This is a genomic window from Streptomyces sp. NPDC002784, from assembly GCF_053592135.1.
Window position 1 is genome coordinate 45,179 of the sequence record NZ_JBSFVD010000011.1, and the last position, 14,349, is coordinate 59,527.

Consider the following 14,349-nt stretch of genomic DNA (forward strand, 5'->3'; position numbering starts at 1 on the left):
CGGCCGTATGTCACCTTGCACACCAATCGGACGCCGGGTGCGGGCGTTCGACCGGCGCGCTGCGGGTTGCTGCGACATGGCGTCCCCTCGTGAAACCGATGGCAAGAGCTTGCAGAGTCTTGCACAACCCCGTCCTTGGCCGCTCAACCCCGCAGAACAACGGTCTCACGGCGGTCGCCGAGCGGTCACGTCCGGGTAACTTCGGTGATGCCTTGCACTTTTTTTCTGCAAGCTCTTTCGCGACGCTTACCTGGCTGTTACGTTTCCGACGCCCGGCGGCCTCCCCCACTGCCTCGAAGGCGTGGGGGCACCCCCATCGGCGCAGTCGGCAAGACAGCAGGAGCGGCAGACGGGGCCGCCGCCTGCACCACACGGGCTTTTCACCCTCAAGGAGAACTCATGCGGCGTGGCATAGCGGCCACCGCGCTGGTGGCGTCCCTCGCCCTCGCGGCGACGGCCTGCGGCGGAGACGGCGACAGCGGCGACAAGGCCGACGGTCCGGTCACCCTCACCTGGTGGGACACCTCCAACGCCACCAACGAGGCGCCGACGTACAAGGCCCTGGTCGAGGAGTTCGAGGCCGCCAACAAGGACATCAAGGTCAAGTACGTCAACGTCCCCTTCGACCAGGCGCAGAACAAGTTCGACACCGCCGCCGGTTCCAAGGGCGCCCCGGACATCCTCCGCTCCGAGGTCGGCTGGACCCCCGCCTTCGCCAAGAAGGGCTTCTTCCTGCCGCTGGACGGCACCGAGGCCCTCGCCGACGAGAGCAAGTTCAAGCCCAACCTGATCGAGCAGGCCAAGTACGAGGGCAAGACCTACGGCGTCCCGTTCACCACGGACACGCTCGCCCTCGTCTACAACAAGGAACTGTTCGAGAAGGCCGGCGTCGAGGCCCCCAAGACCTGGGACGACCTGAAGAAGGCCGCCGCCACGATCAAGTCGAAGACCGGCGTCGACGGCTACTGGGGCTCCACCCAGGCCTACTACGCCCAGTCCTTCCTCTACGGCGAGGGCACCGACACCGTCGACGCCGAAGCCAAGAAGATCACCGTGAACTCCGCCGAGGCCAAGAAGGCCTACGGCACCTGGCTGGACCTCTTCGACGGCAAGGGCCTGCACAAGGCCGACACCACCGCCGACGCCTACGCCCACATCCAGGAGGCGTTCGTCAGCGGCAAGGTCGCCTCGATCATCCAGGGCCCGTGGGAGATCACCAACTTCTACAAGGGCTCGGCGTTCAAGGACAAGGCGAACCTCGGCATCGCCACCGTCCCGGCCGGCTCCTCCGGCGAGGCGGGCGCCCCGACCGGCGGCCACAACCTCTCCGTGTACGCCGGCTCCGACGCCGCGCACCAGGAGGCCGCGCTGAAGTTCGTCAACTTCATGACCTCCGCGCACGCCCAGGAGACCATCGCGCTGAAGAACTCCACGCTTCCCACGCGCGACGACGCCTACACCGACGAGGTCAAGGCCGACCCGGGCATCGCCGGCTACCAGACGGTGCTCGCCGCCGCCCAGCCGCGCCCGGCCCTGCCCGAGTACAGCTCCCTGTGGGGTCCGGTGGACACCGAGCTGCTCGCCATCGCCGGCGGCAAGAAGTCCCTGGACGAGGGCCTGAGCAGCGCTGAGACCGCCATCGCCAAGCTGGTGCCGGACTTCAGCAAGTGATCGTCCGTGGCCGCCGGGTCCCGCCCGACAGGGGACGGACCCGGCGGCCACCGGCCTGTGGCCTGGCCCAACCGTGATCTCCCAGAAGGTGTCGAAGAACCATGACAGTCGCCATCGACCGCGCCACCGGCAAGCGCCGCGGTGACCGCGCGCCGCGGCCCGGGCTGGGCCAGCGCCTGAAGCACTCGTACCACAAGCACTGGTACGCCTACGCGATGATCACGCCGGTGATCGTCGTGCTCGGCGTCCTCGTGCTGTACCCCCTGGGCTACGGCTTCTATCTGACGCTCACGGACGCCAACAGCCTCAACACGGCCCGCACGATCGGCGCCAACGAGATCGAGGCCACCTACAAGTTCATCGGCCTGGACAACTACGCCGACATCCTGTGGGGCGAGACCGCCTACGACCGGTTCTGGTCGCACTTCATCTGGACGATCGTGTGGACGGCCGCCTGTGTCGCCCTGCACTACTCCATCGGCCTCGGCCTCGCCCTGCTGCTCAACCAGCAGCTGCGCGGCCGCACCCTGTACCGGCTGATCCTGATCCTGCCCTGGGCCGTGCCGACCTTCGTCACCGTCTTCGGCTGGCGCTTCATGCTCGCCGACGGCGGCGTCATCAACTCCTTCCTGGAGACGCTCCACCTGCCCACCCCGCTGTGGCTGGAGGACACCTTCTGGCAGCGGTTCGCCGCGATCATGGTCAACACCTGGTGCGGTGTGCCGTTCATGATGCTCTCGCTGCTCGGCGGACTGCAGTCCATCGACAACACCCTCTACGAGGCGGCCGAGATGGACGGCGCGACCAAGTGGCAGCAGTTCCGCTACGTCACCCTGCCGGGCCTGCGCTCGGTCAGCTCCACCGTCGTGCTCCTCGGCATCATCTGGACCTTCAACCAGTTCGCCATCATCTTCCTGCTCTTCGGCGACACCGCCCCGGACGCCCAGATCCTCGTCACGTGGGCCTACTACCTCGGCTTCGGACAGCAGCCGCGCGACTTCGCGCAGTCGGCCGCCTACGGCATGCTGCTGCTCGCCATCCTGATCGTCTTCACCTCCTTCTACCGCCGCTGGCTGAACCGCAATGACCAGCAGCTCGCGATCTGAGGCAGGAGTTCTTATGAGCACCACTACCGTTGAGACCTCCGCCGAGGCGAAGAAGGAGATCCGTGTGGCCCCCACCCAGGGCAAGGCGATCCGGCGCGGTGAGCCCGGTCTCGCGGGCTCGCTCGTCTCGCACGGCATCCTGATCGTCGCGAGCCTCGTCGCCCTCTTCCCGATCGCCTGGCTGGTCTTCCTCTCGCTCGGCCCGGACAAGGACGACTACCTGCACCCCGGTGGCATCTGGGGGAAGATGACGCTGGACAACTACTCGTTCGTGCTGCAGGAGACGAACTTCTTCCACTGGCTGTGGAGCACGCTGATCGTCTCGCTCGGCACCACGGTCATCGGCGTGATCATCGCCGCGACCACCGGGTACGCGGTCTCGCGGATGCGCTTCCCGGGCTACCGGAAGTTCATGTGGGTCCTTCTGGTCACCCAGATGTTCCCCATCGCCGTGCTCATCGTGCCGATGTACCAGATCCTCTCCGACCTCCAGCTGGTCGACAGCTACCTCGGTCTGATCCTGGTCTACTGCTCGACCGCGGTGCCGTACTGCGCCTGGCTGCTCAAGGGCTACTTCGACACCATCCCGTTCGAGATCGACGAGGCCGGACGCGTCGACGGGCTGAACCCCTTCGGCACGTTCCTGCGGCTGATCCTGCCGCTCGCCAAGCCCGGTCTGGCGGTCGCCGGCTTCTACAGCTTCATCACCGCCTTCGGTGAGGTCGCCTTCGCCTCGACGTTCATGCTGTCCGACACGAAGTACACGTTCGCCGTCGCTCTGCAGACCTTCGTCAGCGAGCACGATGCGCAGCGGCAGCTGATGGCCGCGACCGCGGTTCTGATCGCGATACCTGTCTCCGCGTTCTTCTATCTCGTGCAGAAGAACCTGGTGACCGGCCTCACCGCGGGCGGCACGAAGGGGTAAGAGCCGCTGGGGTGGAACTGCCGTCGTTCGGCTGCGGCGCCGTCGTGGCTTGTCGCGCAGTTCCCCGCGCCCCCGAACGGCGTTGCCCTCCCCTGACTCGAGACGGCCGCGGCGGCCATCCGACCCCGCTGCCACCGCGGCCGTCTCGGCACGACACCCTGCCGCCGTACGCACCCTGACCCGATGACTCCGTCAGATCTCCCAAGGACATCATGAGCCAGCACTCCGCCGACCCGGCACCGACCTCCGCCGTAGCCACCGTCGCCCATCGCCGCGACTGGTGGCGGGACGCGGTGATCTACCAGGTCTATCCGCGCAGCTTCGCCGACAGCAACGGCGACGGCATGGGCGACCTGGAAGGCGTACGCTCCCGACTCCCGTACCTGCGCGACCTCGGCGTGGACGCCGTGTGGCTGAGCCCCTTCTACGCCTCCCCGCAGGCCGACGCCGGGTACGACGTGGCCGACTACCGGGCCGTCGACCCCATGTTCGGCAGCCTCCTGGACGCCGACGCGCTGATCCGCGACGCCCATGAGCTGGGCCTGCGCATCATCGTCGACCTGGTGCCCAACCACTCCTCCGACCAGCACGAGTGGTTCAAGCGGGCGCTGCGCGAGGGCCCCGGCTCCCCGCTGCGGGACCGCTACCACTTCCGGCCCGGCAAGGGCGCGAACGGCGAACTGCCGCCCAACGACTGGGAGTCGATCTTCGGCGGCCCGGCCTGGACGCGGGTCACCGAACCCGACGGCACGCCCGGCGAGTGGTACCTGCACCTGTTCGCGCCCGAGCAGCCCGACTTCAACTGGGACCACCCGGCGGTCGGCGACGAGTTCCGCTCGATCCTGCGGTTCTGGCTGGACATCGGCGTCGACGGCTTCCGCATCGACGTGGCCCACGGCCTGGTCAAGGCGGACGGCCTGCCCGACCTCGGGGCGCACGATCAGCTCAAGCTGCTGGGCAACGATGTCATGCCGTTCTTCGACCAGGACGGCGTGCACGCCATCTACCGGCAGTGGCGCACGATCCTCGACGAGTACGCCGGCGAGCGCATCTTCGTGGCCGAGGCCTGGACCCCGACCGTGGAGCGCACCGCGAACTACGTCCGCCCCGACGAGCTGCACCAGGCCTTCAACTTCCAGTACCTCAGCACCGAATGGGACGCCGCGGAGCTGCGCACGGTGATCGACCGCACCCTGGAGGCGATGCGCCCGGTGGGCGCCCCGGCCACCTGGGTGCTGTCCAACCACGACGTGACCCGCCACGCGACCCGCTTCGCCAACCCGCCCGGCCTCGGCACCCAGATCCGCACCGCGGGCGACCGCGAACTGGGCCTGCGCCGCGCCCGCGCGGCCACGCTCCTGATGCTTGCGCTGCCGGGTTCGGCCTACGTCTACCAGGGCGAGGAGCTGGGCCTGCCGGACGTCGTCGACCTGCCCGACGAGGTCCGCCAGGACCCGGCGTACTTCCGGGGCGAGGGCCAGGACGGCTTCCGCGACGGCTGCCGGGTGCCGATCCCGTGGACCCGCGAGGGTTCCTCGTACGGTTTCGGCAGCGGCGGCAGCTGGCTGCCCCAGCCGCCCGTCTGGGCGGAGCTGAGCGTGGAGGCGCAGTCCGGCGCCCCGGGCTCGACCCTGGAGCTGTACCGCGCGGCCCTGGCCGCCCGCCGCGACCACCCGGACCTGGGCGCCGGGGACGCGGTGGAGTGGCTGAAGGCCCCCGAGGGCGTCCTGGCCTTCCGCCGGGGCGAGTTCGTCTGTGTCGCCAACACGACGGGCGAGTCGATCACCACCCCGGTCCACGGCCGCCTCCTGCTCGCCAGCGGCGAGGTCGCCGAGGTGGAGGGCGAGGCCAAGGTCCCGTCCGACACCACGGTGTGGTGGACCACGGCCTGACGGTCACGCACCACGGAGGGCCCGCTTCGGCGGGCCCTCCGTCATGTCCGGTCTTCAATGAAATTTCTTGCCGCTGGTTTCAAGACTCTTGCTGTAAACGTTTCGTTAGCGGTACGTTCCGCGGACACCAGGCAAGGACGCCTGCTGTCCCCACAAGGAGTACCCCGTGATATCGAGATGGTCCGTCACCGCGACCGCGCTCGCCGCCACGGCGGCCGGAGCTCTGGTCCCCGGCACCGCCCATGCCTCCCCACCCGGCACCAAGGACGTCACCGCGGTGATGTTCGAGTGGAACTTCGCCTCCGTCGCCAAGGAGTGCACCAACACCCTCGGCCCGGCCGGCTACGGCTACGTCCAGGTCTCCCCGCCCGCCGAGCACATCCAGGGCGCGCAGTGGTGGACGTCGTACCAGCCGGTCAGCTACAAGATCGCCGGTCGGCTCGGTAACCGTGCGGCGTTCCAGAACATGGTCAACACCTGTCACGCGGCCGGGGTGAAGGTCGTCGTCGACACCGTCATCAACCACATGTCCGCGGGCAGCGGCACCGGCACCGGCGGCTCGTCGTACACCAAGTACGCCTACCCCGGCCTGTACTCCTCCTACGACTTCGACAACTGCACCGCGCAGATCACCAACTACGCGGACCGCGCGAACGTCCAGAACTGCGAACTGGTCGGCCTCGCCGACCTGGACACCGGTGAGTCCTACGTCCGGGGCGCCATCGCCGGGTACATGAATGACCTGCTCTCCCTCGGCGTGGACGGCTTCCGCATCGACGCGGCCAAGCACATGCCGGCCGCCGACCTCGCCGACATCAAGTCGCGGCTGGCCAACCCGAACGCGTACTGGAAGCAGGAGGTCATCTTCGGCAGCGGAGAGGCCGTCCAGCCCACCGAGTACACCGGCAACGGCGACGTCCAGGAGTTCCGCTACGCCTACGACCTCAAGCGGGTCTTCACCAACGAGAACCTCGCCTACCTGAAGAACTACGGCGAGGGCTGGGGCTACCTGAGCAGCGGCGTCTCCGGTGTCTTCGTCGACAACCATGACACCGAGCGCAACGGCTCCACGCTCAGCTACAAGGACAACGCCACCTACACCCTGGCCAACGTCTTCATGCTGGCCTGGCCCTACGGCGCCCCCGACATCAACTCCGGCTACGAGTTCACCGACCACGACGCCGGCCCGCCCAACGGCGGCCAGGTGAGCGCCTGCTGGCAGAACGGCTGGAAGTGCCAGCACGCCTGGCCGGAGATCAAGTCCATGGTCGCCTTCCGCAACGCCACCCGCGGCCAGGCCGTCACCAACTGGTGGGACAACGGCGCCGACGCCATCGCCTTCGGCCGCGGCAGCAAGGGCTACGTCGCCATCAACCACGAGCCGGGCAGTCTGACCCGCACCTACCAGACCTCCCTCCCGGCCGGCACGTACTGCAACGTGCAGAACAACACGACGGTGACCGTGAACTCCAGCGGTCAGTTCTCGGCCACCCTGGGCGCCCGCACCGCCCTGGCGATCTACGCCGGCAAGTCCAGCTGCTGAGCCGGAGCGGCCTGCAGAGCTGAAAGCTCTTGCCAATCATTTCAGGACTCTTGCTGTAACGCTTACGGCGGCGATACGGTCGCGCGGGGTCGGACCCAACAGAGCCGTATCGCAAGGAGTTCACGTCAGTGATACCTAGATGGTTGGCGCCGCCCAGGCGTCGTACCGCGTATGCCGGACGGGTCGCCGCGGTCACCGTGACCGCGCTGGCCGCGGCGCTCGTCCAGCCCCTCGCGGCCGGGGCCGACACCCCGCCCGCGCCCCCCTCCGACGCAACGCTGGCGGCCGAGCCCGCCCGGCACGACGTCACCCGCGAGCAGTTCTACTTCGTGCTCCCGGACCGCTTCGCCAACGGCGACAGCGGCAACGACAAGGGCGGTCTGACCGGTTCGCGCCTGGCGACCGGCTACGACCCCACCGACAAGGGCTTCTACCAGGGCGGCGACCTCAAGGGCCTGACCCGGAAGCTCGACTACATCAAGGGCCTCGGCACCACCTCCATCTGGATGGCGCCGATCTTCAAGAACCAGCCCGTGCAGGGCACCGGGGCCAACGCCTCCGCGGGCTACCACGGTTACTGGATCACCGACTTCACCCAGGTCGACCCGCACTTCGGCACCAACAAGGACCTCGAAACCCTGATCGCCAAGGCGCACGCCAAGGGCATGAAGGTCTACTTCGACGTCATCACCAACCACACGGCGGACGTCGTCGACTACGCGGAGAAGTCCTACGGCTACCTCGCCAAGGGCGCCTTCCCGTACCTGACGAAGGACGGCGAGCCCTTCGACGACGCCGACTACGCCGACGGCTCCGCGGGCTTCCCGGACACCGACACCGACTCCTTCCCGCGCACCCCGAAGGTGTCCGAGAACAACAAGGTCCCGTCGTGGCTCAACGACCCGACGATGTACCACAACCGGGGCGACTCCACCTTCGCCGGTGAGAGCTCCGCCCACGGCGACTTCTCCGGCCTCGACGACCTGTGGACCGAGCGTCCCGAGGTGGTCAGAGGCATGGCGAAGATCTACCAGCGGTGGGTCAGGGACTTCGACATCGACGGCTTCCGCATCGACACCGTGAAGCACGTGAACATGGAGTTCTGGACCCAGTGGGCCACCGCCCTCGACTCCTACGCGGCCAAGCAGGGCCGGGACGACTTCTTCATGTTCGGCGAGGTCTACTCCGCCGACACCGACATCACCGCCCCGTACGTCACCGAGGGCGGCCTCGACGCCACGCTGGACTTCCCCTTCCAGGAGGCGGCCCGTCAGTACGCCTCCCAGGGCGGCAGCGCGCAGCGGCTGGCCTCGGTCTTCGCCGACGACTACAAGTACACGACCGGCAAGGCCAACGCGTACGAGCAGGTCACCTTCCTCGGCAACCACGACATGGGCCGCATCGGGTACTTCCTGAACCAGGACGACAAGGACGCCACCGACGCCGAGCTGCTGAAGAAGGCGAAGCTCACCAACGAGCTGATGTTCCTCAGCCGCGGCAACCCGGTCGTCTACTACGGCGACGAGCAGGGCTTCACCGGCGCCGGCGGCGACAAGGACGCCCGCCAGACCCTGTTCGCCTCCAAGACCGCCGACTACCTGGACGACGACCAGATCGGCACCGACCGCACCCACGTGAGCGACGCCTACGACACGGGTGCGCCGCTCTACCGGCAGATCAGTGCTCTCGCGAAGCTGCGCAAGGCCCACCCGGCCCTGACCGACGGCGTCCAGACCGAGCGCCACGCGGCCGACGGCGCGGGCGTCTACGCCTTCTCCCGTTTCGCCACCGACACGACGGAGTACGTCGTCGCCTTCAACAACGCCGACGAGGCGAAGTCGGCGACCTTCGCGACCGGTTCGGCGGGCATGCGCTTCCAGGGCATCCACGGCACCGAGGACTCCCTCAGGAGTGACGCCGAGAAGAAGCTCACCGTCACCGTCCCGGCCGGCTCCGCGATCGTCCTCAAGGCCGCGGGCCGGCTCGCCGCCCCCGCCGCCAAGCCGGCGCTCACCCTCAAGGCCCCGGCCGCCGGTGCCACCGGCACCGTGGAGATCTCCGCCGACGTCGACGGCGGTCAGCTCAACCGGGTCGTCTTCGCCGCCCAGACCGGTACCGGCAAGTGGCTCACGCTCGGCTCCGCCGACCACGCCCCCTACAAGGTCACCCACACCATCGGCAAGGACGTCGCACCCGGCACCGCCTTGCGCTACAAGGCGGTCGTGATCGACTCCGCCGGGCGCACCGCCTCGGCGACGGCCGCGTCCACCACCGGCACCCCGCCCGCCCCGGAGATCCCGACCGCCTCCTCCCGGGACTACGCGATCGTCCACTACAAGCGCGCCGACGGTGACTACACCGACTGGGGCCTGTACGCCTGGGGCGACCTCGCCGACGGCGAGTCCACCGAGTGGCCGGACAGCCACCCCTTCATCGGCCGGGACGCCTACGGCGCCTTCGCCTACGTCAAGCTGAAGCCCGGCGCCTCCAGCGTCGGCTTCCTGGTCATCGACAAGGACGGCAACAAGGACGTCTCCGCCGACCGCACGATCGACGTCACCAAGACCGGGGAGATCTGGATCGAGCAGGGCAAGGAGGACGTAGTGACCGAGCGGCCGGAGTACCCGGCGCAGGACACGTCCAAGGCCGTTCTGCACTACCACCGCGCCGACGGCGACTACGACGGCTGGGGCCTGCACGTCTGGACCGGCGCCGCGAACCCCACCGAGTGGTCGAACCCGCTCAAGCCGGTGCGGACCGACGCCTTCGGCGCGGTGTACGAGGTGCCGCTCACCGAGGGTGCCGGCAGCCTCAGTTACATCATCCACAAGGGCGACGAGAAGGACCTCCCCTCCGACCAGTCGCTGGACCTCACGGCCAACGGCCACGAGGTGTGGCTGCTGAACGGCCAGGAGAAGTACCTCCTGCCGCAGCCCGCGGGCAGCGCGGCCGCCCTCGACCTGACCACCTCCAAGGCGGTCTGGATCGACCGGAACACGGTCGCCTGGCACGGCTCGGACGCGGCAGCCTCCACCCAGCTGCTGTACTCGCGCACCGGTTCCATCGCCGTCGAGGACGGCACGCTGACCGGCGCCGACCAGCGCTGGCTCCGGCTGACCAAGAGCACGCTCACCGACGCCCAGAAGGCGAAGTTCCCGCACCTGAAGTCGTACACCGCCTACTCGGTCGACCCCCGGGACCGCGACCGGGTCCGCGAGGCCCTGCGCGGCCAGGTCGTCGCCTCCCAACGAGCCGTGAACGGGGCGGTGCTCGCGGCGACCGGCGTGCAGATCGGGGGAGTGCTGGACGACCTCTACGACGGCACGCGGGCCGACCTCGGCCCGACGTTCCGCAAGGGCCGCCCGACGCTGGCCGTCTGGGCGCCGACCGCGCAGTCGGTCAAGCTGGAGATCGGTGGCGCCACCGCCGCCATGAAGCGCGACTCGGCCACCGGCGTCTGGTCCGTCACCGGCCCCGCGTCCTGGAAGAACAAGCCCTACCGGTACGTCGTGAAGGTGTGGGCGCCCAGCGTCCGCGAGGTCGTCACCAACAAGGTCACCGACCCCTACTCCCTCGCCCTGACCGCCGACTCCGAGCGCAGCCTGCTCGTCGACCTCGCCGACACGTCCCTGACCCCGGCGGGCTGGACGACGTACACCAAGCCCGAGGCCGTGCCGCTGAAGGACGCGCAGATCCAGGAACTGCACGTCCGGGACTTCTCGGTCGAGGACCGCACCGCCGCCCAGCGGGGCACCTACCTGGCCTTCACCGACAAGCTCAGCGACGGCTCCAAGCACCTGCGCAAGCTTGCCGAATCGGGCACCTCCTACGTCCACCTGCTGCCCGCCTTCGACATCGCCACCATCCCCGAGAAGAAGGCCGACCAGGCGACCGTCGGCTGCGACCTGGCCTCCTTCCCGGCCGGTTCCGACCGGCAGCAGGAGTGCGTGGCGAAGATCGCCGCGAAGGACGCCTACAACTGGGGCTACGACCCGTACCACTACACGGTCCCCGAGGGCTCCTACGCGACCGACCCGGACGGCACCGCCCGCAACATCGAGTTCCGCGAGATGGTCAAGGCGCTGAACGAGGACGGCCTGCGGGTCGTCATGGACGTCGTCTACAACCACACCGCCGCCGGCGGCCAGGCCGCGACGAGCGTCCTGGACCGGATCGTGCCTGGCTACTACCAGCGGCTCCTCGCCGACGGCTCGGTCGCCAACAGCACCTGCTGCGCCAACACCGCGACCGAGAACGCCATGATGGGCAAGCTGGTCGTCGACTCGATCGTCACCTGGGCCAAGGAGTACAAGGTCGACGGCTTCCGCTTCGACCTGATGGGCCATCACCCGAAGGAGAACATCCTCGCGGTCCGCGAGGCCCTCGACGCCCTGACCCTTGAGAAGGACGGCGTCGACGGCAAGAAGATCATCCTGTACGGCGAGGGCTGGAACTTCGGCGAGGTCGCCGACGACGCCCGCTTCACCCAGGCCACGCAGCAGAACATGGCGGGGACGGGCATCGCCACCTTCTCCGACCGGGCCCGCGACGCCGTACGTGGCGGCGGCCCCTTCGACGAGGACCCCGGCGTCCAGGGCTTCGCGTCCGGCCTGTACACCGAGCCCAACTCCTCGAAGAACAACGGCACCACGGCCGAGCAGAAGGCCCGGCTGCTGCACTACCAGGATCTGATCAAGGTCGGTCTGTCCGGCAACCTCGCGAAATACCGGTTCACCGACACCGACGGCAAGGAGGTCACCGGCGCCGAGGTCGACTACAACGGCCGGCCGGCCGGATACGCGGACGCGCCCGGCGACGCCCTCGCCTACGCCGACGCCCACGACAACGAGACCCTGTTCGACGCCCTCGCCTTCAAGCTGCCCAGCACGGTCGGCGCCGACGACCGGGCCCGCATGCAGGTCCTCGCCATGGCGACCGCCACCCTCTCGCAGGGTCCGGCGCTCTCCCAGGCCGGCACCGACCTGCTGCGCTCCAAGTCGCTGGACCGCAACTCCTACGACAGCGGCGACTGGTTCAACGCGATCCACTGGAACTGCGCCGACGGCAACGGCTTCGGCCGCGGACTGCCGATGGCCGCCGACAACCAGTCCAAGTGGCCGTACGCCACACCGCTGCTCGGCACGGTGAAGGTCGGGTGCGAGCAGATCGACGGCGCCTCGGCGGCGTACCGGGACCTGCTGCGGATCCGGTCCACGGAGGCCGCCTTCTCGCTCGGCTCGGCCGAGCAGGTGCAGTCGAAGCTCGCCTTCCCGCTGTCCGGGAAGGACGAGACGCCCGGCGTGATCACCATGACGCTCGGCGACCTCGTGGTCGTGTTCAACGCGACGCCCGAGCCGCAGGAACAGCGGATCGGCGAACTGGCAGGAAAGGGATACGTGTTGCACGAGGTGCAGGCCGCCGGCGCGGATCCTATCGTCAGGACATCGTCGTACGAGAAGGAATCCGGGACCTTCGCCGTTCCGGGGCGCACGGTGGCAGTCTTCTCGCGAACTGCCTGACATCGCACTAAGTTGGGTGGAGCGGTCCCTGTCCGGGGTCCGCTCCACCCTCTCTGCGTTCTGAGGGCCACCGGTGATGGACGGTAACGACCAGCGGCCGAGCGCGACCACCGTGATGGTCGTGGACGACGTGGCGGCCAACCGATACGCGATGGGCGCCGTGCTGCGCCGCGCCGGTCACCGGGTGGTGCCGGTGGCGAGCGGCGGCGAAGCGCTCTTCGAACTCGAGGCGCGGCTGCGGGGCGGGGCCCTGCCGGATGTGGCGCTCGTGGACGTCGGACTGCCGGACATGAGCGGCTTCGAGCTGTGCCGCCAGGTGCGGGCCCGGCCCTCCACGGCGGATCTGCCCGTCGTCCACTTCTCCGCCGCCGCCATTGGCCCCAACGACCGGTGCATGGGCCTGGACGCGGGCGGCGACGCCTATCTGAGCGTGCCGGCCGAACCCCAGGAGATCCAGGCCGTGGTGCGGGCGGCGGTGCGCGGCGCGCGCCGCCGCGGCGGCTTCGAACTCCTCGCGCACCGGCTGACCCTGCTGTCCGAGGCGATCGTCACCGTGCAGGCCGCCCGCTGCCCGCGGGAGCTTGCCGAAGCGGCCGCCGAGGGCGCGGCGCGGATCACCGGCACCGACGCCGTGGTCTTCGTCCTCGGCCCGAACGGCGAGATGGACTCGGGCACCTCCAGGAGCCGGCTCGCGATGCCGGACACCAGCGCGCACGAGGCGGTGGCCCGGCTCATCACCCGGATCGCCGAGGGCCGCACCGGAGTGCACAGCACCGTCGTGCCCGCCCCGCTGTGGCCCGCCGGGTTCTTCCGGTCCGGCCGGCAGGACGACGCCCGGCTGGTGCTGGCGTTCACCCAGGACGGGCGGACACCGGTGTGCGTGGCCACCCCGGCCCGGGACACCCCGCTGGACGACGTGTCGCTGCTCCGGCTCGCCCAGGCCACCGCCTTCGCCGCCGAACCGTTGTTCATGTACCGGGCGGAGCGGCACATCGCGCTCACCCTCCAGCGCAGCTTCCTGCCCGCCCCGCGACGCCTGCCTCCGCTGCCCGGCGTCGACCTCGTCGTGCGGTACGTGCCCGCCACCCGGGAGACCGAGATCGGCGGCGACTTCTACGCGGCGCTGCGTACCCCGGACGGCATTCTCACCGCGGTCGGGGATGTCGTCGGGCACTCGCTGGAGGCGGCCACGGTGATGGTCGAGATCCGGCACGCCCTGCGCGCCTACTGCGTGGAGGACGGCGATCCCCGGGTGCTGGCGGAGCGGCTCGACCGGATGCTCCAGCACTACCACCCCGAGGTCACGGCGACCGTCTGCCTGGTGCTGACCGACCCCGACTCCGGGCGCCTGCGGATCGCCAACGCGGGCCACATCCCGCCGCTGGTCCTGCGCGAGGACGGCGACTCCGAGTACGTGAAGGTGCGCGGTCCGCTGCTCGGCCTCGGCCTCGACCGGCCCGAACCCACCGAGGTGAAGCTGGCCGCCGGCGACCGCCTCCTGATGGTCACCGACGGTCTGATCGAGACCCGCGGAGTCGACCTCGCCGTGTCCATGGACCAGCTCCGCACCGCCGCGAGCGCGGCCCCGGCGGACCTCGCCTCACTGTGCGACACCCTGCTGGGCTGCTTCGGCCATGAGCGGGAGGACGACATCGCGATGCTGGCGCTGCGGCTAGGGTGAGCGGTGTCGCCG

Annotated in this window: 7 protein-coding genes; all 7 read left to right on the forward strand. The window is 69.3% G+C overall.

The annotated features are described in order from the left end of the window. Positions 1 to 399: 399 nt before the first annotated feature. The 7 genes from ACWD1Z_RS20360 to ACWD1Z_RS20390 all read left to right on the forward strand — a co-directional run bounded on the left by ACWD1Z_RS20360 (position 400) and on the right by ACWD1Z_RS20390 (position 14,337). Complete coding sequence (locus ACWD1Z_RS20360; protein ID WP_451120461.1) at positions 400 to 1,671, forward strand: extracellular solute-binding protein; 1,272 nt, start codon at positions 400 to 402, stop codon at positions 1,669 to 1,671. 101 nt (positions 1,672 to 1,772) lie between these two features. Next, positions 1,773 to 2,777, forward strand: coding sequence for a carbohydrate ABC transporter permease (locus tag ACWD1Z_RS20365; RefSeq protein WP_250070237.1), 1,005 nt, complete (start codon positions 1,773 to 1,775; stop codon positions 2,775 to 2,777). Positions 2,778 to 2,790: 13 nt separating this feature from the next. Beyond that, complete coding sequence (locus ACWD1Z_RS20370) at positions 2,791 to 3,702, forward strand: sugar ABC transporter permease (RefSeq protein WP_451120463.1); 912 nt, start codon at positions 2,791 to 2,793, stop codon at positions 3,700 to 3,702. Between the two features lie 212 nt (positions 3,703 to 3,914). Then, on the forward strand, positions 3,915 to 5,594 hold the full coding sequence (locus ACWD1Z_RS20375; protein WP_451120465.1) for a glycoside hydrolase family 13 protein: 1,680 nt from the start codon (positions 3,915 to 3,917) through the stop codon (positions 5,592 to 5,594). A 166-nt stretch (positions 5,595 to 5,760) separates the two neighbouring features. Further along, complete coding sequence (locus tag ACWD1Z_RS20380; RefSeq protein WP_451120466.1) at positions 5,761 to 7,137, forward strand: alpha-amylase; 1,377 nt, start codon at positions 5,761 to 5,763, stop codon at positions 7,135 to 7,137. A 128-nt stretch (positions 7,138 to 7,265) separates the two neighbouring features. After that, complete coding sequence (gene pulA, locus ACWD1Z_RS20385; protein WP_451120468.1) at positions 7,266 to 12,656, forward strand: pullulanase-type alpha-1,6-glucosidase; 5,391 nt, start codon at positions 7,266 to 7,268, stop codon at positions 12,654 to 12,656. Positions 12,657 to 12,732: 76 nt separating this feature from the next. After that, positions 12,733 to 14,337: a SpoIIE family protein phosphatase gene (locus tag ACWD1Z_RS20390; protein ID WP_451120470.1), complete on the forward strand. Its 1,605-nt coding sequence runs from the start codon at positions 12,733 to 12,735 to the stop codon at positions 14,335 to 14,337. Positions 14,338 to 14,349 lie beyond the last annotated feature (12 nt).

What these genes read in the sequence shown, in the direction of transcription:
- ACWD1Z_RS20360 (WP_451120461.1), top strand. Translation starts at nt 400, where the DNA reads ATGCGGCGTGGCATAGCGGCCACCGCGCTGGTGGCGTCCCTCGCCCTC.
- ACWD1Z_RS20365 (WP_250070237.1), top strand. Translation starts at nt 1,773, where the DNA reads ATGACAGTCGCCATCGACCGCGCCACCGGCAAGCGCCGCGGTGACCGC.
- ACWD1Z_RS20370 (WP_451120463.1), top strand. Translation starts at nt 2,791, where the DNA reads ATGAGCACCACTACCGTTGAGACCTCCGCCGAGGCGAAGAAGGAGATC.
- ACWD1Z_RS20375 (WP_451120465.1), top strand. Translation starts at nt 3,915, where the DNA reads ATGAGCCAGCACTCCGCCGACCCGGCACCGACCTCCGCCGTAGCCACC.
- ACWD1Z_RS20390 (WP_451120470.1), top strand. Translation starts at nt 12,733, where the DNA reads ATGGACGGTAACGACCAGCGGCCGAGCGCGACCACCGTGATGGTCGTG.